The organism is Pseudaminobacter soli (ex Zhang et al. 2022) (genome assembly GCF_014595955.1).
Taxonomy (GTDB): domain Bacteria; phylum Pseudomonadota; class Alphaproteobacteria; order Rhizobiales; family Rhizobiaceae; genus Kumtagia; species Kumtagia pseudosoli.
Genome location: NZ_JABVCF010000001.1, coordinates 16767 through 41113 on the forward strand (window position 1 = coordinate 16767; position 24347 = coordinate 41113).

Annotated in this window: 25 protein-coding genes and 1 pseudogene; 13 read left to right on the forward strand and 13 right to left on the reverse strand. The window is 62.7% G+C overall.

From position 1 onward, the window contains the following. Positions 1-63: 63 nt before the first annotated feature. Both HUI96_RS00090 and HUI96_RS00095 read right to left on the reverse strand, forming a co-directional pair. Positions 64-2376, reverse strand: a complete 2313-nt coding sequence (locus tag HUI96_RS00090; protein WP_188252601.1) for an NADP-dependent malic enzyme — start codon at positions 2374-2376, stop codon at positions 64-66. 56 nt (positions 2377-2432) lie between these two features. Further along, positions 2433-3212 (reverse strand): SDR family oxidoreductase, encoded by a 780-nt coding sequence (locus HUI96_RS00095; protein ID WP_188252602.1) that lies wholly within the window; start codon positions 3210-3212, stop codon positions 2433-2435. 118 nt (positions 3213-3330) lie between these two features. Between HUI96_RS00095 and HUI96_RS00100 the strand changes: the two genes are divergently transcribed. Together HUI96_RS00100 and HUI96_RS00105 are read left to right on the forward strand one after the other, a co-directional pair. Further along, positions 3331-4146: a UDP-2,3-diacylglucosamine diphosphatase gene (locus HUI96_RS00100; protein ID WP_237683895.1), complete on the forward strand. Its 816-nt coding sequence runs from the start codon at positions 3331-3333 to the stop codon at positions 4144-4146. 157 nt (positions 4147-4303) lie between these two features. Further along, on the forward strand, positions 4304-5506 hold the full coding sequence (locus tag HUI96_RS00105; RefSeq protein WP_188252604.1) for an MFS transporter: 1203 nt from the start codon (positions 4304-4306) through the stop codon (positions 5504-5506). 19 nt (positions 5507-5525) lie between these two features. On the opposite strand, the gene HUI96_RS00110 is transcribed toward HUI96_RS00105, so the two are convergent. Both HUI96_RS00110 and HUI96_RS00115 read right to left on the reverse strand, forming a co-directional pair. After that, positions 5526-6164: a glutathione S-transferase family protein gene (locus HUI96_RS00110; RefSeq protein WP_188252605.1), complete on the reverse strand. Its 639-nt coding sequence runs from the start codon at positions 6162-6164 to the stop codon at positions 5526-5528. A gap of 5 nt (positions 6165-6169) precedes the next feature. Next, a complete protein-coding gene (locus HUI96_RS00115) occupies positions 6170-7381 on the reverse strand; it encodes an NADP-dependent isocitrate dehydrogenase (RefSeq protein WP_188252606.1) in 1212 nt (403 codons plus the stop codon). Positions 7382-7573: 192 nt separating this feature from the next. Between HUI96_RS00115 and HUI96_RS00120 the strand changes: the two genes are divergently transcribed. The 5 genes from HUI96_RS00120 (at position 7574) to HUI96_RS00140 (ending at position 10276) form a co-directional block, all read left to right on the forward strand. Further along, entirely contained in the window at positions 7574-7861 is a 288-nt protein-coding gene (locus HUI96_RS00120; protein WP_188253152.1) for a type II toxin-antitoxin system ParD family antitoxin, read from the forward strand. Beyond that, positions 7858-8163: a type II toxin-antitoxin system RelE/ParE family toxin gene (locus HUI96_RS00125; protein WP_188252607.1), complete on the forward strand. Its 306-nt coding sequence runs from the start codon at positions 7858-7860 to the stop codon at positions 8161-8163. The genes HUI96_RS00120 and HUI96_RS00125 overlap by 4 nt, the downstream gene beginning before the upstream one ends. 90 nt (positions 8164-8253) lie before the next feature. Beyond that, positions 8254-9105, forward strand: coding sequence for an RNA methyltransferase (locus HUI96_RS00130; RefSeq protein WP_188252608.1), 852 nt, complete (start codon positions 8254-8256; stop codon positions 9103-9105). Positions 9106-9206: 101 nt separating this feature from the next. Then, positions 9207-10025, forward strand: coding sequence for a glutamate racemase (murI, locus tag HUI96_RS00135; protein ID WP_188252609.1), 819 nt, complete (start codon positions 9207-9209; stop codon positions 10023-10025). Between the two features lie 62 nt (positions 10026-10087). Then, on the forward strand, positions 10088-10276 hold the full coding sequence (locus HUI96_RS00140; RefSeq protein WP_188252610.1) for a DUF3008 family protein: 189 nt from the start codon (positions 10088-10090) through the stop codon (positions 10274-10276). Between the two features lie 125 nt (positions 10277-10401). On the opposite strand, the gene HUI96_RS00145 is transcribed toward HUI96_RS00140, so the two are convergent. Continuing rightward, positions 10402-10587, reverse strand: a complete 186-nt coding sequence (locus HUI96_RS00145; protein WP_188252611.1) for a hypothetical protein — start codon at positions 10585-10587, stop codon at positions 10402-10404. A gap of 423 nt (positions 10588-11010) precedes the next feature. On the opposite strand from HUI96_RS00145, the gene rpsD reads away from it, so the two are divergent. The 4 genes from rpsD to HUI96_RS00165 all read left to right on the forward strand — a co-directional run bounded on the left by rpsD (position 11011) and on the right by HUI96_RS00165 (position 14447). Continuing rightward, positions 11011-11628 (forward strand): 30S ribosomal protein S4, encoded by a 618-nt coding sequence (gene rpsD, locus HUI96_RS00150; RefSeq protein ID WP_188252612.1) that lies wholly within the window; start codon positions 11011-11013, stop codon positions 11626-11628. A 268-nt stretch (positions 11629-11896) separates the two neighbouring features. Continuing rightward, positions 11897-12499 (forward strand): hypothetical protein, encoded by a 603-nt coding sequence (locus HUI96_RS00155; protein ID WP_188252613.1) that lies wholly within the window; start codon positions 11897-11899, stop codon positions 12497-12499. Positions 12500-12764: 265 nt separating this feature from the next. Continuing rightward, positions 12765-13604: a tRNA 2-thiocytidine(32) synthetase TtcA gene (gene ttcA / locus HUI96_RS00160; protein WP_188252614.1), complete on the forward strand. Its 840-nt coding sequence runs from the start codon at positions 12765-12767 to the stop codon at positions 13602-13604. A 15-nt stretch (positions 13605-13619) separates the two neighbouring features. Then, positions 13620-14447, forward strand: coding sequence for an inositol monophosphatase family protein (locus HUI96_RS00165; RefSeq protein ID WP_188252615.1), 828 nt, complete (start codon positions 13620-13622; stop codon positions 14445-14447). A 328-nt stretch (positions 14448-14775) separates the two neighbouring features. Here the strand turns inward: HUI96_RS00165 and HUI96_RS00170 are convergent, their stop codons facing one another. The 3 genes from HUI96_RS00170 to HUI96_RS00180 all read right to left on the reverse strand — a co-directional run bounded on the left by HUI96_RS00170 (position 14776) and on the right by HUI96_RS00180 (position 17676). Then, positions 14776-16029 carry a multidrug effflux MFS transporter gene (locus tag HUI96_RS00170; RefSeq protein WP_188252616.1) on the reverse strand — a complete coding sequence of 418 codons (1254 nt, stop codon included), beginning with the start codon at positions 16027-16029 and terminating at the stop codon, positions 14776-14778. A 101-nt stretch (positions 16030-16130) separates the two neighbouring features. Beyond that, a complete protein-coding gene (gene grxD, locus HUI96_RS00175; RefSeq protein ID WP_188252617.1) occupies positions 16131-16466 on the reverse strand; it encodes a Grx4 family monothiol glutaredoxin in 336 nt (111 codons plus the stop codon). 154 nt (positions 16467-16620) lie between these two features. Continuing rightward, the gene (locus tag HUI96_RS00180) at positions 16621-17676 is read right to left on the reverse strand and encodes a LacI family DNA-binding transcriptional regulator (protein ID WP_188252618.1); all 1056 of its coding nucleotides are present in this window, start codon (positions 17674-17676) and stop codon (positions 16621-16623) included. Positions 17677-17837: 161 nt separating this feature from the next. Here HUI96_RS00180 and HUI96_RS00185 point away from each other — a divergent pair, with 161 nt between their 5' ends. Further along, the gene (locus HUI96_RS00185) at positions 17838-18101 is read left to right on the forward strand and encodes a hypothetical protein (RefSeq protein ID WP_188252619.1); all 264 of its coding nucleotides are present in this window, start codon (positions 17838-17840) and stop codon (positions 18099-18101) included. A gap of 25 nt (positions 18102-18126) precedes the next feature. Here the strand turns inward: HUI96_RS00185 and HUI96_RS00190 are convergent. The 3 genes and pseudogenes from HUI96_RS00190 to HUI96_RS00200 form a co-directional block, all read right to left on the reverse strand. Continuing rightward, positions 18127-19278 (reverse strand): annotated as a pseudogene (locus HUI96_RS00190) (GGDEF domain-containing protein). 135 nt (positions 19279-19413) lie between these two features. Next, entirely contained in the window at positions 19414-20220 is an 807-nt protein-coding gene (locus tag HUI96_RS00195; protein ID WP_188253153.1) for a DUF72 domain-containing protein, read from the reverse strand. 178 nt (positions 20221-20398) lie between these two features. Then, complete coding sequence (locus tag HUI96_RS00200) at positions 20399-21358, reverse strand: hypothetical protein (RefSeq protein ID WP_188252620.1); 960 nt, start codon at positions 21356-21358, stop codon at positions 20399-20401. Between the two features lie 348 nt (positions 21359-21706). Between HUI96_RS00200 and HUI96_RS00205 the strand changes: the two genes are divergently transcribed. After that, positions 21707-22459, forward strand: coding sequence for a DUF5131 family protein (locus HUI96_RS00205; RefSeq protein ID WP_188252621.1), 753 nt, complete (start codon positions 21707-21709; stop codon positions 22457-22459). Here HUI96_RS00205 and HUI96_RS00210 read toward each other — a convergent pair. After that, positions 22456-23217 carry a three-Cys-motif partner protein TcmP gene (locus tag HUI96_RS00210; protein ID WP_337917774.1) on the reverse strand — a complete coding sequence of 254 codons (762 nt, stop codon included), beginning with the start codon at positions 23215-23217 and terminating at the stop codon, positions 22456-22458. The genes HUI96_RS00205 and HUI96_RS00210 overlap by 4 nt on opposite strands. A 214-nt stretch (positions 23218-23431) precedes the next feature. Beyond that, positions 23432-24037 carry a BRCT domain-containing protein gene (locus tag HUI96_RS00215; protein ID WP_188252623.1) on the reverse strand — a complete coding sequence of 202 codons (606 nt, stop codon included), beginning with the start codon at positions 24035-24037 and terminating at the stop codon, positions 23432-23434. Between the last annotated feature and the right edge of the window lie 310 nt (positions 24038-24347).

The window sequence follows — 24347 nt, forward strand, 5'->3', positions numbered from 1 at the left end:
ATCACTCGTTCAAGCCGCAAGTCAAAGCCTTACACCCAGGTACCTCGGCCGCCAATGTGACTACTACGCCTCGGTCCGCTGCTGCGCCGCCTCCACCACCGCCAGCGCCGTCATGTTGACGATGCCGCGGGATGTTACCGACGGTGTGAGGATGTGCGCGGGCTGGTTCGTTCCCATCAGGATCGGGCCGACATGCAGCGCGTCCATCATCTGCTTGACCATGGTAAGCGCGATGTTCGCCGAATCGAGGTTCGGAAAGACCAGCAGGTTCGCCTCTCCCTTCAGCCGCGAATGCGGATAGATGCGCTGCCTCAGCGCTTCGGAAAGCGCGGAGTCCGCATGCATTTCGCCGTCGCATTCGAGTTCGGGAGCGGTTTCGCGCAGGATCTCGGCGGCACGACGCATCTTCAGCGCGCTCGGCGAGTCGCGCGAGCCGAAGTTGGAATGCGAGACCAGTGCAGCTTTGGGCTCGATGCCGAACCGCCTGATCTCCTCGGCCGCGAGCACAGCCATCTCGGCAATTTCCTCGGCTGTTGGATCGACCGTGACATAAGGATCGGTGAGAAAGACCACGCCGCGGGTGGAAATCAGCATCGACAATGCGGAGAGGTCGCGATCGCGCACCTCCGGGCGCGCGCCGATGATCTGCGATACATGGCGAAGGTGCCGTTCGAAGCGGCCCTCCAGGCCGCAGATCATGGCGTCGGCATCGCCCCGGCGGAGCGCCAGCGCTGCAATCACGGTCGTGTCCGTTCGCACGATCGTACGCGCCGCTTCCTGGGTGACGCCGCGGCGGCCGGTCAGTTCGATCAGCAGGTCGACATAGTTCCGGTAGCGGGGGTCGTCCTCCGGGTTGATCAGTTCGAAATCGGTTCCCGGCCGGATGCGCAGTCCGTAGCGCTTGAGGCGCACCTCCACGACATGCGGCCGGCCGATGAGGATGGGCCGCGCGATGTCCTCATCGAGCACCACCTGCGCGGCGCGCAGCACCCGCTCCTCCTCGCCGTCTGCGTAGATGACCCGCTTGGCGGTGGAGGTCTTCGCAGCGGAGAACACCGGCTTCATCACCAGGCCCGAGCGAAAGACGAAGCGGTTCAGCCGGTCGAGATAGGCCGGGAAATCGGTGATCGGCCGGCTCGCGACGCCGCTGTCGCACGCCGCCTTCGCCACTGCCGGCGCGATGCGCAGGATGAGCCGCGGATCGAAAGGCGAGGGGATCAGGAAGTCGGGACCGAAGGTTGGCGTCTCCCCGGTATAGGCGCGGGCGGCGACGTCGGACGGCTCCTCACGTGCGAGCGCAGCGATGGCGCGCACGGCCGCCATCTTCATCTCCTCGTTGATGGCGCGTGCACCGCAGTCCAGCGCCCCACGGAAGATGTAGGGGAAGCAGAGCACATTGTTGACCTGGTTCGGATAATCCGACCGGCCGGTGCAGATCATGGCGTCGGGTCGGACAGCGCGGGCCACGTCCGGCATGATCTCCGGAGTGGGGTTGGCGAGCGCCAGGATCAGCGGCTTCTGCGCCATGTGCTGGAGCAGTTCCGGGTTCAGTGCGCCCGCCGCCGAAAGCCCCAGGAACACGTCCGCGCCGGGGATAACGTCGGCCAGCGTACGGGCCTCCGTATCCTTGACGTAGGGGTCCTTCCAGCGGTCCATCTCTTCGACACGGCCCTTGTGGGCGACGCCGTGACGGTCGGTGACCCAGATGTTCTCGATTCGAGCACCCATCGAGACCAGCAGGTTGAGGCAGGCGAGCGCCGCCGCTCCGGCACCTGAGGTGACGATCTTCACATCGGGCAGATTCTTGCCCGCGAATTCGAGCGCGTTGATCACCGCCGCCGCCACGATGATCGCGGTGCCGTGCTGGTCGTCATGGAAGACAGGGATGCTCATCCGGGCCTTCAGACGCTCCTCGACCTCGAAGCACTCCGGCGCCTTGATATCCTCCAGGTTGATGCCGCCGAAGGTCGGTTCCAGCGCCGCGATCGTATCGACCATGCGGTCGATCTCCGGGGCGTCGATCTCGATGTCGAAGACGTCGATGCCCGCGAACTTCTTGAAGAGCACCGCCTTGCCTTCCATCACCGGTTTGGAGGCGAGCGGGCCGATATTGCCGAGGCCGAGCACGGCGGTACCATTGGAGATGACGGCGACAAGATTGGCGCGCCCCGTGTAGTCCGCAGCGGTGTCGGGATCGTCGCGTATCTCCAGGCATGGTGCGGCCACGCCTGGCGAATAGGCAAGCGCGAGGTCGCGCTGGTTGCCCAGAGGCTTGGTCGACTGGATCTCGAGCTTTCCGGGCTTGGGATATTTGTGGAAGTAAAGCGCCGCCTCCTCCAGGTCGGAGCGGACAGCCGTCACGTTGTCTCCGGGCATTGCGGATCCTCCCTGCTTGGGTTCAGGCCGGCATTTGGCTGAGTTATCGATCGGGACTAGAACGCGCTCACATACTTTCCGCCGTCGATCGGAATGTTCTGACCCGTCATGTAGCCGGCGTGCACGGAGCAGAAGAAGGCGCAGATCTGTCCGAACTCCTCGGGCGTGCCGAGGCGCTTGGCGGGGATATCCGCGGCCTGCTGCTCCTTACGCTGGCGCGCGGCTTCCGGGTCCTCCGGGACGGACGGATCGATATCGCGGCGTAGGCGATCCGTGTCGATGCTTCCCGGCAGAAGATTGTTGATGGTGACGTTCTTGTCGGCGACGGTGCGCGCAATGCCTGAGACGAAGGAGGTCAGACCTGCTCGCGCCGCCGACGACAGGTCGAGGCCGGAAAGCGGCACGTAGACGGAAAGCGACGTGACGTTGATGATGCGCCCGAAGTTGCGGGCCGCCATGCCGTCTATGACGGCCTGGATGAGCTCGAAATGCGCGATCATGTTGTTGGTCAGGCCTTTCATGATCGCGGCGCGGTCAAGCTCGCGAAAATCCCGATAGGGCGGTCCGCCATTGTTGTTGACCAGGATGTCCGGCTCCGGGCAGGCGGCGAGCAGTTTCTTCTGGATCGCCGGATCGGCAACATCGCCGACGACCTCCTGCACCTCGACAGCGTGTCTTTCGCGAATTTCGGCGGCCGTTCGCGCAAGCACGTCTTGGTTCCGGGCATTCACGACAAGGCTCACGCCGGCTTCCGCCAGCGCCATGGCGCAGCCCTTGCCGATTCCCTTGCTGGAAGCACAGACGATCGCCTTGCGCCCGCGTATTCCAAGATCCATCCGCCAACATCTCCTCTGATTGCGCATCAGCCTATAACCCGCTCACGGCAATCGGCAACCGTCATACGGGCGTTGCATGAATCTGGGCATGCCTGATCCGGTTCATGGATCACACTGCATGCCCGAAGCGACCCGCAAATACAGAACTCTCTTCATCTCCGATGTGCACCTGGGATCGAAGCAGGCGAAGGCCGAGTTCCTGATCGATTTCCTGCGCCTTCATGATGCCGAGACGATCTATCTGGTGGGAGACATCGTCGACGGTTGGCGGCTTCGTCGGTCCTGGCATTGGCCGCAGGCGCACAACGACGTCGTCCAGAAGCTGCTCCGAAAGGCCCGCAAGGGGTCCCGGGTCCTCTACATCGCAGGCAACCATGACGAGTTCCTGCGCATGTTCCAGGGAACGCATTTCGGCGGAATCGAAGTCTGCGACCGCGCGATCCATGAGACGGCCGACGGCCGGCGCTTCCTCGTCATCCACGGCGATCAGTTCGATGCCATCGTCCATAACGTACGCTGGCTCGCTTATCTCGGCGACTACGCCTACGGGGCTGCCATCACCGTGAATCGGTTGGTGTTCCGCGTTCGCCACCTGCTGGGGCTGCCGTATTGGTCGTTCTCTTCCTGGGCGAAGGTTAAGGTGAAGAAGGCGGTGAATTTCATCGGCGCCTTCCGCGAGGTGCTGAGCGAAGAGGCGCGCCGCAGCGAGGTGGATGGCGTGATCTGCGGACACATCCATCATGCCGAGTTGGAGGAGTTCGGCGACGTCACATATGTGAACACCGGCGACTGGGTCGAGAGTTGTACGGCGGTCGTCGAGCATTTCGACGGCAGGCTGGAAATCCTCCATTGGCCACAGATGATGGCCGAAATCCCCGCGAAAACGGCGTTCAGGCCGCGCGTTATCGATGCAACTGCGGCCGAAGCGGCTTGAGCCAAAGCTCTCCGATTCGCGCGGCGTGGCCGTTCCACAACATGCGATAGTGGGTTCACGGCTGAAGAGGCACGCCAGATTAGGCGACTTGGGTCCGCCGTGATATGCGCGCTTCGTAACAAGCGGGCGGCGCCGCCCGAACGTCGGCGGACCGCCCATGTCACTGCCCCCGCTCACGCCTGAACAGTCGATCAAGCCGCGACATTTCGAACTGCGGATTTCGCTGCTCTTCGCGGCCGTATTCGTGTCGATGGGGACGCACGTCCCCTATTTTCCGCTCTGGCTTGAAGCGCACGGCTTCGACGCCGAGCAGATCGCGGTCATCCTTTCGGCACCGCTTTTCCTGCGGGTCGTAACCACTCCGCTGATCACGGCTTGGGCAGACAAGGCGCGCGACCGCGCCAACATTCTCATCCTGCTCACCGCGGCAGCGCTCGTCGCGTCCTTAGCCTACTTCCTTCCGCCCACCTACCTGCTGGTTCTGCTGGTTTCCCTGGGATTTGTCGTATTCTGGACGCCACACTCGCCGCTCGCCGACTCGCTCGCGCTTTCCGGCGTGCGGCGCTTCGGGTCCAACTACACGCGCATGCGCATGTGGGGCTCGATGTCCTATCTCTCGGCCAATCTCGTCGGCGGCATCGTTCTATCCCTCACCAGCAGCTACGCCGTCCCGGCGATGCTCAGCGCAGGCCTCGCAATGGCGCTGATTGCCGCGCTGTTCGCACCGCGTTTGGGAAGGCCCCGCCGCGCGTCGCCGCTTTCGGCTGCGGACATGCACAAGGCCGGCCCAAAACTGTTCAACGCCTACTTCCTTCTATTCGTCGCCGGAGCGGGCATCATCAACGGCAGCCATGCCTTCCTGTTCAGCTTCGGCTCAATCTACTGGAAGTCGATCGGCCTGAACGACACCGTGATCGGCATTCTGTGGGCCTGGGCAGTGGTCGCCGAGGTCGCCATGTTCATGCTGTTCACGCGGCTGCTGGCGCACCGTCCTGCTACGACCAGCCTGACAGCCGCGGGCATTGCCGCTGCCGTCCGCTGGATCGCCTTTCCGCTGGTGTGGCCGTCCGGGGCAGGGGTGGTCGGCTTCGCGGCCACGCAGACGCTGCACAGCCTTTCGACGGCGCTCGTGATCATCGGCGTTCAGAAGCTGATTGGAGAGGCGGTTCCCGAAGAGCGCACCGGCACTGCGCAGGGCATCGCCTTCTTCGCCAACGGCCTGTCGATGGCAGCATTCACGCTTATCTCGGGCCCGCTCTACGCCAGCTTCGGGGTCGGAGGATTTTATCCGATGGCTGCAGTCGCGATGGCGGGAACCGGCCTGATCTGGGCGGCACGGAGACTTGGGCGACCGGCATGAGTAGATCGGGGCAGGGCGCCTAGGTGGTGGGTTCAGTCGTTATGTAGGAGTTGCGCTCGCTCATCCGCTGCCACCAAGAGGTCAGGCTGGAATGCTTAGCCAGCAATGGCCCCGCCGCCGGCGCTCGCAGGAAATATCCGAATACAGCGGCAAGATAGAGATCCGCCAGGGTGATGGCATCGCCGAGAAGCCACTCGCTTTCTTCCTTCAGACGCGAGAGCTCAGCCAGACATGTGGCGGCGATCGTCAGTGCACGATCCAGCTTAAACTGGTCTATCCCCAATCCTTCCTTGGGTCTGGAGACCGTCTCGACATAGATGTCCCAGACCATTGCCCGGTAGGCGTAGGCGTCGATCAACGCGATAAGCTGGTTCATTACCGCGCGCTTCCGCACTTCGGACGGCTGCAAGGCCGGTCCGGGGAAGGCTTCGTCGATGTAGCGGCAGATGGCGCTGGTCTCGTACAGCCGGAAACCGTCGTGCTCGAAGGCCGGAATGCGGCCGAACGGCTGGCGCTCGAGATACCAGGCCGGCAGACCGTCCTTTGCGAAGACGTCAACCGGCACCAGTTCGTAGCCGACCTGCTTTTCCTCGAGGGCCAGCCTCACGATGCGGACGTAGACGCTATAGTCCGCACCGTAAACAAGAGGCCGGCCCATGCGGGTCAGCCCATCGCCTTCTGCAGGTTCTCGTCGATCTTGTCGAGGAAGCCGGTGGTCGACAGCCAGGGCTGGTCGGGGCCGATCAGCAGCGACAGGTCCTTGGTCATGAAGCCGGCTTCGACCGTCTGCACGCAGACCTTTTCCAACGTCTCGGCGAAGCGCTTCAGTTCCTCGTTGCCGTCGAGCTTGGCGCGATGCGCCAGTCCGCGCGTCCAGGCGAAAATCGAGGCGATCGAATTGGTCGAGGTCTCCTCGCCCTTCTGGTGCTGGCGAAAGTGGCGTGTGACGGTGCCGTGGGCGGCTTCGGCCTCGACGGTCTTGCCGTCCGGCGTCATCAGCACCGACGTCATCAGGCCGAGCGAGCCAAAGCCTTGCGCGACGGTGTCGGACTGCACGTCGCCGTCATAGTTCTTGCAGGCCCAGACATAGCCGCCGGACCACTTCAGGCTGGAGGCCACCATGTCGTCGATCAGGCGATGCTCGTACCAGATCTTCTTCTCCTTGAAGGCGGCGGCGAATTCGGCGTCGAACACTTCCTGGAAGAGGTCCTTGAAGCGCCCGTCATAGGCTTTGAGGATCGTATTCTTGGTCGAGAGATAGACCGGATAGCCGCGCATCAGGCCGTAGTTGAAGGAGGCGCGGGCGAACTCACGGATGGAGTCGTCAAGATTGTACATGGCCATCGCCACGCCGGAGGACGGCGCATCGAACACCTCGTGCTCGATCGTCTGGCCGTCCTCGCCGACGAACTTTATGGTCAGCTTGCCCTTGCCCGGGAACCGGAAGTCGGTCGCGCGGTACTGGTCGCCGAAGGCGTGACGGCCGACGATGATCGGCTGCGTCCAGCCGGGCACCAGCCGCGGCACGTTGCGCATGATGATCGGCTCGCGGAAGATCACGCCGCCCAGGATGTTGCGGATCGTGCCGTTAGGCGACTTCCACATCTTCTTGAGGCCGAATTCCTGAACGCGCGCCTCGTCGGGAGTGATCGTCGCGCACTTCACGCCGACGCCGACCTCCTTGATAGCGTTGGCGGCGTCGATGGTGACCTGGTCGTTGGTGGCGTCGCGGTTCTCCATGCCGAGATCGAAATACTGCAGCGGGAGGTCGAGATAAGGGTGGATCAGCTTGTCCTTGATCAACTGCCAGATGATGCGGGTCATCTCGTCGCCGTCGAGTTCGACGACGGGGTTGGCCACCTTGATCTTCGCCATGGGAAACTGCCTCGTGCCTGAATGGGAGGTGCCGCGCGTACGCGGAAGATGCCGCCCTATACCAAAGGGTATCTAGTGGCGCAAACGCCGTGGCCCCGCCCCGGGGGACGCCGCACTCACCTGTTCAGCATAGGTTGGATGAGTATGATTTTGTCATACTCTGTGGTACAAAAAGGCAGGAAGGAAAACGACGTGCGCACCACTCGAGCGCTGACCATCACCTTGCCGAGCGACATGGCACAGATGGTGAAGGACAAAGTTGCGTCTGGCGAGTATGCCAGCGAGAGCGAGGTTATCCGAGACGGGCTGCGCTCGCTCGCCCAACGAGATGCCGCGATAGAGCGCTGGCTCCGTGAGGAGGTCGTACAGACAATCGCGGGCGTGGACGAGGGTACAACGCAGTTGATGACCCTGGATGAAGCCAAGCAGCGGTTGCACCATCACATCGAGGCCCTTGGCGCGAAGCACAAACGTTCATGACCCACACCGTTCTTTTGAGCGGCGCGGCTTGGGACGATATCGCGGAGTTGCTGGAGTTTCTGGTGCCTCGGGCCGGAGAGTCGGTGGCGCGCGCTTATGTCGACCGGCTGATCGGGTTTTGTGAGGGATTTTCGCTGTTCCCTGAGCGTGGCACTCGACGTGACGACATCAGTCCTGGCCTGCGCACGGTGGGGTACCGGCGCCAAGCGACCATAGCCTTTCGGGTGGAGGCTGATCGGGTGATCATCCTGCGCATTCTTTATGGCGGTCGTGACCTATCGCGCCTATTGGACGAGGAATAGCCAAAAGCTCGCTTCCGCTGCTGAACAGCTTCAATTCCACAAGCGAATGTGGCACGAGGCGCTAGAACTCGAAACCGTCCTACTGCAGCCATGGAAGTCAGCCAAGCATCAGCAATCACTGCGGCGGAGGGCCCGGTCATCGTCCTCGTCGCGCCCCAGTTGGGCGAGAACATCGGCATGGTGGCGCGCGCGATGGCCAATTTCGGGCTCTCGGAACTGAGGCTCGTCGCACCGCGCGATGGTTGGCCGAACGAGAAGGCGAACGCCGCCGCGAGCCGCGCGACCCATGTCGTTGAGAGTGCCAAGGTCTACGACGATCTGCGCTCCGCAGTCTCCGACCTCACCTTTGTCTTCGCCACGACGGCGCGCGAGCGCGACAGCTTCAAGCCGGTCCGCGGGCCGGTCGAGGCGGCCCGCATGCTGCACAGCCACGAGGCTGGAGGAAGCCGGACGGGCGTGCTCTTCGGCCGCGAAAAATTCGGTCTGGACAATGACGAGATCAGCCTGGCGGACGAGATCGTCACCTTTCCCGTCGATGCGGCCTACGCGTCGCTGAATGTCGCGCAGGCGGTGCTGCTGATGGCTTATGAGTGGCGCAAAACAGGACTTGAGCGCGAGACCGACATTCCGTTCACCGGGCCAGAAATGGTGCCGGCGCCGAAGGAGGATTTGCACGGCCTATTCGAGCACCTCGAATCGGCACTGGAAACGCGCGGCTATTTCCGGCCGCCATCGCGAAGGGCCAAGATGGCGGACAAGCTGCGCGCTGTGCTCACGCGCCCCGCCTTCAGTGCGGGCGAGATCAAGGTGCTCCGCGGGATTGTTTCCTCGCTCGACTTCTTCTCGCCTAAGGAGCCGCGCGGCGCCGGCTACCCCGAGCGCAAGGCCAAGGTGGACCGGCTGGCGCATGGCGAAGCCGACGACGATCAGAAGAAGGAGTAAAGGGGCGGCCGGACGCTCGCCAAGGAGTGAGCGGTCACTTACCGGATAGACACAATTCTGCTTCAAGGCCGATGCATTCAGGCTTGAGAAGGCGGGGTGACATGGCCTCAGATCTGCAGGACCGCGACCGTCCGATCCTCTTCTTCGACAGCGGTGTCGGAGGATTGACCGTGCTGCGCGAGGCGCGGGTGCTGATGCCGGATCGGCGCTTCATCTATGTCGCCGACGATGCAGCCTTCCCTTACGGGGCGTGGGAGGAGCCGGCGCTGAGGGATCACATCCTGGCCCTGTTCGACCGGCTGCTTGGCCGCTTCGAGCCGGAGATCTCGGTGATCGCCTGCAACACCGCATCGACCCTGATCATCGATGCCCTTCGGCAGGCTTTCCCGGACCACCCCTTCGTCGGCACCGTGCCGGCGATCAAGCCAGCGGCCGAGCGCAGCCGCTCCGGCCTGGTTTCCGTGCTGGCAACGCCGGGTACGGTCCGGCGGCAGTACACGCGCGATCTGATCACCAATTGGGCGGCGAAGTGTCATGTCAGGCTGGTCGGCAGCGACAGGCTGGCGTCGCTTGCCGAGACCTACATGCGCGGCGGCTTCGTCGACGAGGACGCGGTCCGGGCAGAGATCGCGCCATGCTTCATCGAGCAGGACGGACGGCGCACTGACATCGTCGTGCTCGCCTGCACGCACTATCCCTTCCTGGTGAACCGGATGCGCAAGACCGCGCCATGGCCGGTGGACTGGATCGATCCGGCCGAGGCGATCGCGCGCCGCGCGCTGTCTCTTCTCGCTCCGAGAGACCTGCATCAGGTGCCGGCAGGCGCGGGCGATCGAGACGACCTCGCCGTGTTCACGTCCGGCAAGGCGGACTTCGCCGCAACGCGGCTGATGCAGGGTTTTGGGCTCGCCATCGCCTGACGCTTCGGAACGGCAAGGCGCGCACGTGCATTTCTCCCTCACAACGCAGAGGAGAAGCGATCATGCCTGCCAAATCCAAAGCACAACAGAAGGCCGCCGGGGCAGCTCTGTCGGCCAAGCGGGGCGAGACTAAGAAGAGCGAACTGAAAGGCGCTTCGAAGCAGATGGTCCAGTCGATGAGCGAGAAGGAACTCGAGGAACTCGCTTCCACAAAGCGCAAGGGGAAACCCGAGCACGTTTCGAAGCATTGACGGGGATTGTCCTGCCTAACATCGCTAAGCGCACTTAGTGAGGTACCGCCATGAGGAGCCATCACCAGCGTCGCAACGGCTAGAGCCCGCCGCGGGAAGGCGGCGGGCAGCTACGCCATCGGCCGTCAATAGACACGATGGCAGCTGACGCGGCTCACCGGGGTCACGTGACGATGGCCATTGCGCCAGACCACCCTATTGGTCACGACACGGCGGCAGACCTCGCGAGCGGAGGCCGGATCGGCGGTAATGACAGGAATGGCGCCGGCCAGAAAAGTGGCGCCGAGGAGCCCGAGGACGATCTTCTTCATGGTGCTGAACTCCTTTGTCTGCCCTCGTCCAATGAGGGTCTTGGGGAGGCTTCACCATTCTAACGGCTTGGTTCTGTAGCCGTTTGCGCAGAATCAATATGATCCTTTTTGTAATGTGGGCTGTAATGTTAGACGTCGCGACTGAGCCCCCACGCAGCCCGGTTTCTCAATCGAACAGTGCGGTCCAGGACGCTGGGTTTGACACAAGCAGCCGCAAACGCTTGACAGCTTCGAACCATCCCTCTATGCGACGCACAGCGCCGGGCCGAAAGGTCCGGTGTTTCATTTGACGTGTCCCGTGGGCTTTTCCGCAATGCGTGCGTGGAGAGCCCTGTCAGGTCTCGAAAACGGAGGCCAGAGGAGGGCGCGTTTCCTTCGCCTGCAGCGTGAGCTCGCAGGTACAACATGTTGAAAGGGAATGCGATGAGCAAGCGCGAATCCGCAAAGTACAAACTCGATCGCCGTCTTGGCGAAAACGTCTGGGGCCGCCCGAAGTCCCCGGTCAACAAGCGTGAATATGGCCCGGGCCAGCACGGCCAGCGGCGCAAGGGCAAGCTGTCGGACTTCGGCATTCAGTTGCGTGCCAAGCAGAAGCTGAAGGGCCACTACGGCGACGTTTCGGAGAAGCAGTTCCGCAAGACCTACGAGGAAGCGAACCGCCGTCGCGGCGACACCTCCGAGAACCTGATCGGCCTGCTCGAGTCGCGCCTCGACGCCATCGTCTATCGCGCCAAGTTCGTGCCGACCATCTGGTCGTCGCGCCAGTTCATCAATCACGGCCACGTCAACGTCAACGGCCGCCGGGTCAACATCGGCTCCTACCGCTGCAAGCCGGGCGACGTGATCGAAGTGCGCGAGAAGTCGAAGCAACTCGTAATGGTTCTGGAAGCGGTGCAACTCGCCGAGCGCGACGTGCCGGACTACATCGACGTCGACCACAACAAGATGACCGCGACCTACTCCCGCGTGCCGGCCCTGGCCGACGTTCCCTATGCGGTGCAGATGGAGCCGAACCTGGTGGTCGAGTTCTACTCGCGCTGATCGATCGGAATTTCTGTTGGTTTTAGGAAAGGCCGCCGCACTGGCGGCCTTTTCGTTGCTGACAGGACCTTTGGCGCTGCCTCTGCCCAGGGTGGGGAGTTTTTGGCGTCGCCAGCCAGTTGTCGATGCCTGCCCAGTTCAGCACTTGCGATTGAAGCAGAGGCGGCAGATGTTTCCTTACAAATTTGAAATAACGTCTGTTTTGATCACGAAAAGCCAGAAGACTGCGCTATAGTATCTACTCCCTCGGGGGACGATGGAGACTGCAATGGCACCTCGTTCCCTATCGCTGTCATTCAAGAGCGCGCTGACAGCCGGCCTGATGGTGGTTCTATCGGCACCAGCTTTTGCCGCACCAACAGATTTGGCGATCAGGCCGGGTTTTTCGGACGCCAATACTCGAGCTCCGATCCCTGCACAGGTGCAATCTCAGCGCGCCTACCATCGTACCGTCCATAGGCGGGTTGGTGGCCCGTATCATGCGCGTCGCGTCGTCCACCGCAGCTACTACGGCGGTCCATACCGTGCGCGTCGGGTAGTCCACCGCAGTTACTACGGCGGTCCATACGGTGTGCGCCGCGTTGTCCACCGCACATACTATGGCGGGCCACACTATACGCGCCGCGTTGTCCACCGCCGCTACTATGGCGGCGGCCCATACGGCGCGCGTCGGGTCGTGCATCGCCGCTACTATGGCGGCGGGCCGTACTATGCGCGTCGCGTCGTCTACCGTGGCTGGGGCGGACCCTCCTATGTGTGGCCCGGCTATTGGGGTGGCTATCCCGGCTATTACAACCCCGGCTTTGTCGGTGGGGCAGGCGTATCCGTAGGCGTTCCGTTCTTCGGTGCTTCCGCCGGCGTCGGCTTCTAGTGCATGCCGGTCTGTGGCTACGGCCGCATTGCGCATTGAAGGCCGCCGCATCAACGGCGGCCTTTTGCAAGCCTGGGCGGATACGCGGCAGGCAGTTTGTGGGCGATATCTTGGGAACGCCGGTTTACGAACTATGGCCGCCGCCCGCGGAAGCCTTCTGGCACTTCGGACACGCAAGCCGGTACGGGGCGGCGTCAACAGTGTTGTTCCGAGCCGCAGCGGCGGGTAGAGAAGCGTGGTCTACAAAGGCCTCGGATCACTCTTCATGAATGTCGCCGTCCCGTCACCAGAATTGCCGGAGATCGAAGGCTGCCACCCGCTGTTTCGCGACGTGCCCTCATCCGTCGAGTTCAGCAAGCTGCGCAAGCGCCTCGTGCGCCAGACCCGAGAGGCGTTGGAAGCGTATTCGATGGTGAAGCCCGGCGAACGCTGGCTTGTGGCGTTGTCCGGAGGCAAAGATTCTTACGGCCTGATCGCCATCCTGCTCGACTTGAAGTGGCGGGGTCTGCTCCCGGTCGACCTCTTGGCCTGCAATCTCGACCAGGGCCAACCCAACTTTCCAAAACACATCCTGCCCGACTATCTGACCACGAACGGGATCCCGCACCGGATCGAATACCAGGACACCTATTCGGTGGTGACCGACAAGGTCGCCGAAGGCAGCACCTATTGCTCGCTCTGCTCTCGCCTAAGGCGCGGGCATCTCTACCGCATCGCCCGGGAGGAGGGCTGCTCGTCGCTGGTGCTCGGCCACCACCGCGAGGACGTGCTGGAAACCTTCTTCATGAACCTCTTCCATGCCGGGCGGCTGGCGTCCATGCCGCCGAAGCTGATGAACGACGACGGCGATGTGAAGGTGCTGCGGCCGCTCGCCTTCTGTGCGGAGGCGGATCTCGCCCGCTTCGCAGAGGCGATGAAGTTCCCGATCATCCCTTGCGACTTGTGCGGCAGCCAGGAAGGCCTGCAGCGCAACGCCATGAAGGCGATGCTCGACGACATCGAGCGGCGCATGCCTGGTCGCAAGGACACGATGATCCGGGCGCTGACCAACGTGCGGTCGTCGCATCTGCTTGATCGCCGCATCTTCGATTTCGCCGCCATCTGACAGAACGGAATTCAAATGCGCTTTGACGACACCTCGGTCGACTGGCTGGCCGCGCTTCTTACGGAGGCGGCCAAGGCGGAAATCATGCCACGCTGGCGCCGTCTCGGCGCGGACGACATCCGTCGAAAATCGTCCGCGATCGATCTGGTGACCGAGGCCGACGAGCAGGCCGAGCGCTTCATCACCGCGCGCCTGAAGGAGCGCTTCCCGGGGGCGGTCGTCGTGGGCGAGGAGGCGCATGCGGCCGATCCTTCCATTCTGGAAGGCCTGGCCGACGCGGACCTGGCCTTTGTGATCGATCCCGTAGACGGGACGTTCAACTTCGCCGCCGGGATGCCGCTTTTCGGCGTCATGCTTTCGGTCGTCGCCAAGGGCGAAACCGTCGCCGGCATCATTCACGACCCTGTCGGGAACGATTTCCTGCTGGCCTCGAGAGGTTCCGGAGCCTTCGTGAAGGACGCCCGCGGCGATCTCGAGCCGTGCCGAGTAGCTGCGGCCGCGCCGATCGCCGAGATGAGCGGCATTGTCTCGTGGCACTATGCGAGCGAGCCCACACGCTCGATGCTGGCGCGCAACCACACGAAGTTCCGTGCGCCGTTCAACTTCCGCTGCGCCGCGCACGAGTATCGGCTGCTGGCGACCGGAAACGCGCATTTCATCGTCTACCTGAAACTGATGCCGTGGGATCATCTGGCCGGCGTGCTCATCCATGCGGAAGCAGGCGGCTACACGGCGCGGCTGGACGGCTCGCCCTATCTGCCCTCCACCTTGGAAGGCGGTCTGCTCGCCGCGCCGGACCAGGAAAGCTGGCACGAGATAAAACGCGCGCTCTGGTCGGAGTGAGCCGGTGGCTTCAGTGCGGTGCGTCCTTCGAGGAACGCCCGCCAGACATTGACGCCTCCATCTTGAGAGGCTCCCTTCCAGCGAGCACCTCAGGATGAAGGTCGTCGGTGCTGGCCCTCACCCTTACCCTCACGCCGTGGAGAACTCGGGAGGGGGCGCCAGCGTCGCGGCCGGCCTCCTCCACGTCGTTACAGAGAGAAGCAGGCCGGCACGCGGATGAGGGGGCAGCGCCAGCCTCCCTCATCCTGAGGCGCGAGCCCTCTTAGCTATTGGAGAATTTGCGCAAACGATCGTGGGCGAGCCTCGAAGGACCCACAATAAGATCGCCCTAAACCTTCCGCACCGGATCATGTTGTGCGCGCCAAAGCTTCCCACGCTCGGCAATAAGCACCATCACCAGCCCGAGCGCACCGACTGTCAGGAAACCGGCGGCCAACGGCGTGGTCGTACCGTCGAAAGCCTGGCCGATCGCCGCTCCCAGTACACCGCCGCCGAGCGTCTGCAGAAAACCCTGCACGGAAGAAGCAGAGCCTGCGATATGTCCCAGCGGCTCCATCGCCAGCGAATTGAAGTTCGAGCCGATCCAGCCGAACTGGAACATGGCGGCGGCGAAGAGGAGCACGAAGCCGACGAACGGCACCTGGCCGAACAGAGACCAGACGAACCAGATCAGGCTCACCGTCAGGAAGCCCACCAGCGCTGTATGCGACAGCCGGCGCATGCCGAAGCGTATCACCAGCCGCGAGTTCAGGAACGACGAGAGCGACATCAGCCCGGCTATCGCGGCGAACACCACAGGGAACCAGACGCCCAGGCCATAGATCCCGACATAGACCTGCTGGGCCGAGTTGATGAAGCCGAAGAGGGCGCCGAAGACCACGGTCGAGGCCAGCGTGTAGAAGAGCGAGACCCGCGTCGTCAGCACGATGCCGAAGGCTTGGCCGATCGAGGCCAGCGTGAAGGGCCGCCGGTCTTCCGGATGCTGGGTCTCGGGCAGTCTCATCACCGCCCAAAGCGTGATGGCTAGAGCGATGACCCCCATGCAGATGAATATCATGTGCCATTCGGCGAACAGCATTACGATCTGGCCGATGCCGGGGGCGATGACCGGGATGATCATGAAGACCATGAAGATCAGCGACATGGTCTCGGCCATCTGCCTTCCGCCGAAGCGGTCGCGCACCATCGAGACGGTGATGACGCGGGTCGAAGCAGCGCCTATCCCTTGTATGAAGCGCATGGCGAGCAGTATCTCGAAGCTCGGCGCGAAGGCGGCGGCGAAAGCTGCCACCAGGTAGATCAGCAGGCCAAAGAGCAGCGGCGGCCGCCTGCCGAACCGGTCGGATGCGGGGCCGTAGGCAAGCAGGGCAAATGCCATGCCCGCAAAATAGGCGGTGATGACGTATTGCCGATGGTTCTCGTCCGACACGCCGAGGCTGGCGCCGATCTCCTGCAGGGCGGGCAGCATGATATCGATGGCAAGCGCATTGAGGGCCATCAGGGCCGCGGCGAGCGCGATGAACTCCCACTTGGAAATGGGGAATCCGAGGGTGCTCTTTGGCGCGATCTGCTGCTGATCCATCCAGCCTCTCCAGAATCGACGGCAAAACGAAATGCGCCGGTGGCCCGGCGCATTCTGTCATCCGAATTTTGAATTGAGCCCGGCGGTCGCCGGGCCGACCGTCAGGCCGCGCCGCGCGCGCTGACGCCCTTTTCCTCGAAAAAGCCCTGCAACTCGCTCGCCTGGAACATCTCGCGGACGATGTCGCAGCCGCCGACGAACTCGCCCTTCACATAGAGCTGCGGAATCGTCGGCCAGTTCGAATATTCCTTGATTCCCTGACGGAGTTCGTCCGAGGTGAGCACGTTGACGCCCTTATAATCGACGCCGAGATAGTCCAGGATCTGCACGACCTGACCCGAAAAGCCGCACTGCGGAAATCCGGGCGTTCCCTTCATGAAGAGCACCACGTCATTGCTCTTCACTTCGCTGTCGATGTAGTCGCTGATACCGCTCATGAGGAGAATCCTTTCACGCCTGATCGAGACAGGCTCAAACTTGGTCCTGAGATAAACCCAACGGACGCGTGAAACAAGTGTTGGACCCCGGTTTCGGCCAGACTGGGTCGATCCCTGCTGACACTCGGATGCCGCGCCTACGGTTCAGGACCGCCTAGGCCGGCGGGTTCGCCGTCGATCCCCGCAGTACCAGTTCGACGTTCATCGTCTCGCGCAGCAGAGTTCCGTCGAAACCGCGGATCGCCTGCACCGCTCGACGCCCCATTTCCTTCATCGGCTGCGCGATGGTGGTCAGCGGCGGCTCGGAAACAGCACCTTCGGGAACTCCGTCGAAGCCGACGATCGAAACCTGATCGGGTACTGAGATGCCGCGGTCCCTGAGCCAGTCGAGCGCGATCAGCGCCATCTTATCGGACATGGCGAGAACGGTCGTCGGCACTACGGCGTCGGAGAAGAGGCTTGCCAGCGCTGCCTCAACGCTCGGTACATCGTTGTCGGTTTCATGGATGGCGACGCTCGAGCGGTCGATGCCGTATGCGTCGAGTTCTTCGAAATAGCCCATGATGCGGTGACGGGTTCCGGAATAGACCGCCTGCGCCGCCTGCTCGTAGCTCGCGGGTCCGTTTGGCGGCTCGTCGGAGAAGGGCATGGAGAGCACGGCGAAGCGCCGGTGGCCCAGTTCAGCCAGATGCTGCGCGGCCAGCCGCGCTCCGGCGAGGTCGTCGATCCCGATCACCGAAATGCTTTCGTCATCGAAGCCGAAGTCGAGAGCCACGAACGGCAGTTTTCGCTCCCGGGTCAGTTCCACCAGCCTGGAGCCGCCGTCCACGCAGAATACGATGAAACCGTCGACCAGGGCGCTTCTAATGTTCCAGGAGAGCTGTTCCTGGTTGGCCGCCGAGACCAGCGATATGCCTGCACCGGTCGCGTCGCAGGCCTCGGCTATGCCTGTCATCACCACGCGCGCGAACGGGTCGTCGAAGAAGTAGGAGAGGGGCTCTGCAGTCGCCACGCCGATCGCGTTGACCTTGCCGGCCCGCAGCAGACGGCCCTTCGGATCAGGGCCGGCGTAGCCCAGTTTCTGGGCGGCGGCAAAGACGCGCTCGCGGACTTCCTCGCGCACGATCCCCGGGCGGGCAAAGGCGTTGGAAGCCGTGCCGTGCGACACGCCTGCCTCCCTCGCAACATCGGCAAGCTTTACCTGGACCATCTCATGTGGCTCTTACTCAACAATCGTCGACTGCCTAGCATAGGGCTTGGATCGGTTCAAATTTCATTGACTCCGACTTGGGACAGAGCTACTCTTGAATCGATACAAGAGTGTTCTTGGGTGTGAACCTTGAATCGATACAACCTGCCAGGAGCAGATCCGTGCATCCTGTCCACTTCCTCTTCGACGAGATCTACGATGACTACTGGGGGATGCCGCGCCGTCACTCGGGGAAGGTTGAAGGTTATCTACCCACGCCCTTCCCTGTCGGACTGACCGTACCGGTTCGGGAAGTGATCATCAGTTGGACGGAGCGTACGCTGGAGAGTTCTGGCCACTTTTGCCTGGCCGCAGCGGAGAGGCTGAAGGCGATGCGATCACGTGCAGCCATCGCGCCATCGCTCCGTGTGGTCGAATGCCACTAGACACTCGGAGTTCGAAACCGGAGCGTTACCCGGCGAGCCGCTGCTCTTGCATGGAAACACGATTTCGTCCGGCGTGCTTGGCCGCGTAGAGCGCCTTGTCGGCCGCGAGAAGCACCTCTTCAAAGCTCAGGCCCTGCTTGTCGCCGAATGCGATCCCCAACTGACGGTGCAATAGAGGCTGCCTCTGTCCGTTGTGATCGGCCTGCTAGCGAAGCGCGTGCGGATGTGATCGGCCATACGCTCGGCACGCTCGGGAAGGCAGCGTGGGATGACAACGACGAACTCTTCGCCGCCGAGACGTGCCGCACAGGCGTTTTGACCAGCGCATTCCGCGATCACCCCGGCGAACACACGGATGACGGCATCGCCGGTGGAGTGCCCGCATCGGTCGTTGACGGACTTGAAGCTGTCCAGATCGAAGACGAGCACAGCCGAGAACCGATCCAGTGCGACGGTGCCAAATCTCTCGAAGACGGCTCGGCGGTTTGCTAGGCCGGTCAGAGGATCGGTCATCGCCTCCCGGCGATGCCGCGCCGCGGCACGCCAGTGGTTTAGGGCCAGGGACAGGGCGCCAATGCCGGTCATGCCGGCGAGGCTGAGCGCAAGTGAAACATCCTCGGCCCAGTTTTGCGGGGCATGGCCGAGCACGAGGCTACCACTCGCCACAAGTGCGCCCACGCACATAAGAAAGCTCGCCGATACGACGCCGTAGAGCAGGCACAGGGCCAGGATGGGTCCGGGTGCCTCGTCGCGGCCGCGCCAATACTCCCAAGCAGTGGCCGGCCAGCAACGCGGCTGCCATGCCGTTCTAAAGCATGAATCCGAGCCCATCCAATTCAAACAGGAGCGGCATTGCCGATATCGTCGATGTGGCGGCCGCAGCGACGATCATACGGCTCCACGGCGCCTGTCCGGTTCGGAACTGACGCGCGGCACCGAACAGGGCGGTGAGGCCCAACATCAGGATGACGAAACAAGCTGCGGCCAGTAGCGGGTGGGGAAAGTCCACATAGTGGCCGTAGGCCAGTGCATAGACGACGATGAGGAGCACTCCGCACGCCCATGTCAGCAGGAAGCTCTCCGAAGGGGCAACTGACCAGTTCATGACGAGCGTCATCATCAGGCAAGCACCCGATATTGCGAGCGCCAGCAGAAGAGAATTGTAGTCGACTGCCATGCCCCTTCCCCGATCCAGGGCAACTCACGACCCTGCGTCACATGCTACAGGGGAGGCGTGACCACATCGTTACATTTGACGGTGTAATTGCCTGATCAGGGGAGTGAAGCGATCTTGAGAACGCCCTCCCTTGCCTCAAGCCTTCTGGAGCAACGTCATCAGCGCCATTGCGCCCTGTGGCGCTCGGATCTTGCCTTCGTGGATGATGTAGACGAACACGTCGCGTGGCTTGGCCGGAGAGGCTGACGAAGGATCGGCGAGCGGCAGATCGCGAGGCTGGCCACCCTCGGACCACACTCGCGTGCGTTCGGCCCACCGCTCCAACTCTTCGGCCGGATAGGCGGTCGGGATGGTATCTTCTCCCTTCTGCAGGCGCGCATAGACGAAGTCCGCTGTCACGTCCGCGATCTCGGGGTATTCGTGATGCTGGGCGTAGCAGATCGCTGCCCCGTATTTGCGGGCCAGCGCGACGAATTCCGGCACGGCGAACGAGCCGTGCCGCACCTCCAGCACGTGCCTCAGTGGAACTCCGCCGGTCTTGGCGGGCAGCAGCTTCAGAAAGCCTTCAAAGTCGTCCGGCTCGAACTTTTTGGTCGGAGCGAACTGCCAAACGACCGGCCCGAGGCGGTCCCCGAGTTCATGGACGCCCGTGTCCCAGAATTTCTTCATGGACTCGCCGGCCTCGGCGAGCACCTTCTTGTTGGTGACGAAGCGGTTGCCCTTGACCGAGAACACGAACCCGTCCGGCGTATCGGCAGCCCATTTCGCAAAAGTCTCCGGCGTCTGGCCGCGATAATAGGTGCCGTTGATCTCGATGGTGGGGACCATCCGCGAGGCGTAGTGAAGCTGCTGCTTCTTCGGCAGGTCCTCGGGGTAGAAGGTGCCTTCCCAGGGCTCGAAGGTCCAGCCGCCCATGCCCGCTCGGATCGTGCCTGATGTCATCTTCGCCTCGTTTCCCGGATTGTGCGCCGAAAATGCGTTTGTCACGCTGCTTTGTCCACCCGGGGATTTACGGCTCCTGACAGCACTTCCCGTTGCCACGCCCGGGTTTTAACCGTCTGGCCATTGAGCTCGTTGGAATGCTTGGCTTTCTGAGAACCGCCGCACGGGCATCCGCGCGTCATGACGTATCCGGCCGCTCCAGCGCGTAGATGGCCAGCGCATGGGCGTGAGCCAGCACCTCGTCAACCTCCCTGACATTGCGCGGACGGCTGGCGGATGGATCAAAGCGAGGCAGACGGCCGCCGGGTGGACGCCCGGCCCGCAACGGCGAGATGCGCCTGATACGACCGGTGGCGCGCGCTTCCCGCATAGCATCGCGGCGCGCCTTCCAGCGGGCAAAGCGTTTTGCCTGTCCCGGCAGGTCGTCGAGCGCGGCAGCCAGCGCGGCGAGGCGTCGGCCGAGACGCGACGCGTCAATCGGGTCGTCGGGCGAGGGCGGCGCCGGGAAGGAAGACGGCTCGACTAGGCCGGGAAACAGGATGCGCGGGGCGCCGTAGGCGGACGCATAGGGGCGGTAGCCGCAGTCCTTCGACAGGCTCTGCTTCGACAAGCTCTCCTTCGACAGGCTCAGGATGCGGCGCGGCCGGTCGATGAGCGGCAGGCTCAAGGGGCGCGGACGGCCGGCGAGGGCGCCTCGACCGGTTGCGGCGGCCGCCCCAGCAAGATCGGCGGGCGACATCACGACGGCAATGCCGAGCCTGCGCAGCACCGGCTCCATGGTTGCGGGCTTCGGCTTGGATTCTCGCTGGGGTGGGAGGGCGACGATCAAACCACGCGCGGCCGCGATGATCAGCCGCCGCGCCGCCGCTTCGGCCGGCCACAACAGCCGCAGTATGGCGCGGTGGAGTCGGCGGGGCAGGATGAGTTTCACCTCCCCCTTGTGGGGAGGTCGGCGGCCGTCAGACCGCGGGGTGGGGGTATTTTCGGCGTCGCGACCCCCACCCGACGCTTCGCGTCGACCTCCCCACAAGGGGGAGGTGAACGCGGCTTCGCCGTCGAGCCCGGCCATGGCCAGGAGCGTCGTGACGATGCGCTTCAGCCACTGGCGATTCCGCTCGATTGCCGCACTTCCGTCCATCCCGCCTCCTTCGAACACAGGCGGCGGGATCGTCGCACCGATCGGAACGGCGGGTATAGAGATAGGAAAACAATCCTGAAACATGCTGACAGTCGTTGCGCTTCCCCTTATCGGTGTTGGGGGGCGAAGACGCTCTGGCGGGCGTGGTGGAAAAAGCACTGGTTTTGGACGCATCGCCACCTTGGACCGGATCCACGCCGTTCAGGCGGCGGGTGAAGGGCTGGCGCTAGTGTCGAAGGACAGGTGGCTGGGGAGTTGGGCGCGGAGGTGGTTTGGGGGAGGTAGGTAACGCCCGCTCCAGCTTCGTCGCATATTCTGCCCATATTCGTGCAATAGGTAGATCGCCCTATGGCTGAAACCTCGATCGAATGGACCGACGCGACATGGAACCCCGTGGCGGGTTGCATGATCCTGACTGCGGGTTGCACGAACTGCTATGCGATGCGGATGGCGGCGCGGCTCGAAGCTATGGGGGTCGACAAGTACGCGGGGCTCACACGGAAATCCGGGGGGCGCGCAAAGTGGACTGGCAAGCTGTTTCTTGATCGCAAGTCGCTTGCTATTCCTGCAACCTGGTCGAAGCCTCGGCGGGTGTTCGTAAACTCGATGTCAGACCTGTTCCATGCTGACGTTCCGGCGGACTTTATCGCTGAGGTCTGGCAGGTAATGGCCGATACACCGCGGCACACATACCAGATTCTTACTAAACGACCCGACCGGATGAACGAGATCGTACCATTGCTGCGCAAGTTGCCGAACGTTTGGCTTGGGACAAGCGTCGAGGATAACCGGGTGCTGCATAGGATCGATGAACTCCGGCGAGTTCCTGCGGTGGTCCGCTTTATCTCCTTCGAGCCGCTAATCGGATCGGTCGCCGCAGCCGATCTCACTGACATCCATTGGGCGATTGTAGGCGGCGAGTCCGGCCCCAAGGCTCGACACATGGATCCGGCGTGGGTCGATGAAGTGGAAGCCATGTGCCGTCGCGCGGGTGCCGCCTTTTTCTTCAAGCAGTGGGGCGGTCGAAACAAGAAGTCGACGGGCCGCTTACTCAACGGTCGAACATACGACGAAATGCCCGCGGCCGAAGCAGCGCTTTAAAACAGCGAACCCTGTGCGGTTTCAGTAGCTGACGCCCAGAATCTATGGGCCAGATCGTGCTTAGCCACGAGAAGGAGCCAATATAGGGGCTGACTCCTGTCCCCTGTAATGAGCCTCATGTCGGCCGATGCGTCGATGCCGAGATTGGCAACCAAGTTACGCCAATACTCGAACACGTCACGTCGAATGTTCGGCTGAGATTGCTTGAGATTGACCGAAGCGCGCCATCCGGGAGCGAATGTCTCGAATGCGCTCTGTTGCATGGCTACATTAAAGCCGAGGTTTCGCTGGAGGTCCATCTTGCTTACATGGACCATCATGTCGATGCGTCGGAGTCGCGACAACGTCCGCATCACCTCGAAATCGAAGGCTCCAAGGTTGAACGGATCTATGAAAGCGAAATGTAGCCCGTTGGGATGCAGGCGCGCGGCAATTTGCTTTACAGTGTCGACTGCCTTGCCGTGGACGGGAACGACCGGCGCCTTTAAGCGGCGCAGCCGCTCCGCCGCGTGCTCCAACTTCTCATTGTCCGCGTCCGCGATAAAGACCGTGGAGAAGGGAGCGCCTCCTTCGACACTCTTCTTCCAAGCCGCGACGCAGCTGCCATCGATCCATTCTCCGGTCTTTCGCACTCTGGCGCGGCCGGGACCGCAGAATAGGTCGATGTAGGTCGCCCCTGCATTCGTTGGACCTATCCATCGACGTCGTACCGCACGGGAAATGTCGATGTAGCGCCGAAGAAGATTGTGCTTCTCCACCGCCCAGCCTCCCACCTCTTCGGCGGGTAGCCCGTCATCTCCGGCGATCAAGCTCCCCAAGCGACTATCTCGCACTTGCTGTAGGGAGCTTGGCGAAGGTGACTTATCCGCACACCTGGCCGTGCGATAATCTCGGGCGAAACGAGCCGTACCAGGTCTGGACAAAGGGCTACAAGGCGGCGTTCACGCATATGGCCCCGTCGGAAGTTCGTATTCACAAATGCCGTACCCAATGCTGTTCCGATACGATCCGGATAGGTAACCCTCGCTCGCGCCATTCGCACGCTTGAAGGATCTTGTTGCCAAACGCAGAGTGCTTCCAGGATTCAGTGGCGTAAGCGCCGATGACGAGGAAATCCACTTTTTGGCTCAGGCCGCCAGCCCGACCGCCGCGATCAGCCACAGCTTGCTCGCAATGCTTGCGCTGGCCATAAGTGAATGTGCCGGTGAAGCAATAGAACTTGTCGGCGAACGTCAGTGTTGGCGCCGGCGAGCACAAGGGGAGCGTGGTCGCCTTCAATACCTCACCCAGTTCGAAATCGCGGCTGCTGAATCGCTCGAGCGTGTCGAGCAACTCGCCGTGCTCTTCCTCGTCCACCACACCATCCGCGAGGATCTCGTTCACCCTCCGGTACAGCGTGTGAATGAGAGGCTGGTTGCTGATATCGGCATTGGCCGCGAGCCACTTCTGCAGAAACTCAACCTCGGTGCCATTAATGCGATTGTCAGCGGCAAGACCGCGCGCAATTCCGATCAATTCGTCTATTTGCCGTGAAGTAATCCGGTCTCTGCCGACCCGGTTGTAAAACTGCTCATCCATAGAAGATTTCCCTCGTCCAAAGGGAATTTCCTGCTGAACTTGCAAGCTGTCAACAGTCTCTTGCGCGAACAATGACATTGCTCAATTCGCGATTGTATCGAGACGAAACCTCCGTTCGCCGTACTCGGACTTGACGAAGTGGCGGCTCTCGCATCCGGGGAGACGTCGCTATGCGGTTACATCTGCGGGTGCCGTCGCCGCTGCGGCCGGCCGCTGCCGCTCAGGCATGGATCCTCGGGTCAAGCCCGAGGATGACGACGCGGGAAGCGGCACATCGACCGCCCCTTGCCGGCGCACTTGCGCTTTTGCG

Excerpts from the sequence above, each read along its gene's own strand:
- HUI96_RS00180 (WP_188252618.1), bottom strand. The coding sequence starts at position 17,676 with ATGGTCCAGGTAAAGCTTGCCGATGTTGCGAGGGAGGCAGGCGTGTCG.
- HUI96_RS00100 (WP_237683895.1), top strand. The coding sequence starts at position 3,331 with ATGCCCGAAGCGACCCGCAAATACAGAACTCTCTTCATCTCCGATGTG.
- HUI96_RS00205 (WP_188252621.1), top strand. The coding sequence starts at position 21,707 with ATGGCTGAAACCTCGATCGAATGGACCGACGCGACATGGAACCCCGTG.
- HUI96_RS00130 (WP_188252608.1), top strand. The coding sequence starts at position 8,254 with ATGGAAGTCAGCCAAGCATCAGCAATCACTGCGGCGGAGGGCCCGGTC.
- HUI96_RS00165 (WP_188252615.1), top strand. The coding sequence starts at position 13,620 with ATGCGCTTTGACGACACCTCGGTCGACTGGCTGGCCGCGCTTCTTACG.
- murI (WP_188252609.1), top strand. The coding sequence starts at position 9,207 with ATGGCCTCAGATCTGCAGGACCGCGACCGTCCGATCCTCTTCTTCGAC.
- HUI96_RS00125 (WP_188252607.1), top strand. The coding sequence starts at position 7,858 with ATGACCCACACCGTTCTTTTGAGCGGCGCGGCTTGGGACGATATCGCG.
- HUI96_RS00115 (WP_188252606.1), bottom strand. The coding sequence starts at position 7,381 with ATGGCGAAGATCAAGGTGGCCAACCCCGTCGTCGAACTCGACGGCGAC.
- HUI96_RS00200 (WP_188252620.1), bottom strand. The coding sequence starts at position 21,358 with ATGGACGGAAGTGCGGCAATCGAGCGGAATCGCCAGTGGCTGAAGCGC.
- HUI96_RS00170 (WP_188252616.1), bottom strand. The coding sequence starts at position 16,029 with ATGGATCAGCAGCAGATCGCGCCAAAGAGCACCCTCGGATTCCCCATT.
- HUI96_RS00155 (WP_188252613.1), top strand. The coding sequence starts at position 11,897 with ATGGCACCTCGTTCCCTATCGCTGTCATTCAAGAGCGCGCTGACAGCC.
- rpsD (WP_188252612.1), top strand. The coding sequence starts at position 11,011 with ATGAGCAAGCGCGAATCCGCAAAGTACAAACTCGATCGCCGTCTTGGC.
- HUI96_RS00195 (WP_188253153.1), bottom strand. The coding sequence starts at position 20,220 with ATGACATCAGGCACGATCCGAGCGGGCATGGGCGGCTGGACCTTCGAG.
- HUI96_RS00215 (WP_188252623.1), bottom strand. The coding sequence starts at position 24,037 with ATGGATGAGCAGTTTTACAACCGGGTCGGCAGAGACCGGATTACTTCA.
- HUI96_RS00110 (WP_188252605.1), bottom strand. The coding sequence starts at position 6,164 with ATGGGCCGGCCTCTTGTTTACGGTGCGGACTATAGCGTCTACGTCCGC.
- ttcA (WP_188252614.1), top strand. The coding sequence starts at position 12,765 with ATGAATGTCGCCGTCCCGTCACCAGAATTGCCGGAGATCGAAGGCTGC.
- HUI96_RS00145 (WP_188252611.1), bottom strand. The coding sequence starts at position 10,587 with ATGAAGAAGATCGTCCTCGGGCTCCTCGGCGCCACTTTTCTGGCCGGC.
- HUI96_RS00105 (WP_188252604.1), top strand. The coding sequence starts at position 4,304 with ATGTCACTGCCCCCGCTCACGCCTGAACAGTCGATCAAGCCGCGACAT.
- HUI96_RS00095 (WP_188252602.1), bottom strand. The coding sequence starts at position 3,212 with ATGGATCTTGGAATACGCGGGCGCAAGGCGATCGTCTGTGCTTCCAGC.
- grxD (WP_188252617.1), bottom strand. The coding sequence starts at position 16,466 with ATGAGCGGTATCAGCGACTACATCGACAGCGAAGTGAAGAGCAATGAC.
- HUI96_RS00090 (WP_188252601.1), bottom strand. The coding sequence starts at position 2,376 with ATGCCCGGAGACAACGTGACGGCTGTCCGCTCCGACCTGGAGGAGGCG.
- HUI96_RS00140 (WP_188252610.1), top strand. The coding sequence starts at position 10,088 with ATGCCTGCCAAATCCAAAGCACAACAGAAGGCCGCCGGGGCAGCTCTG.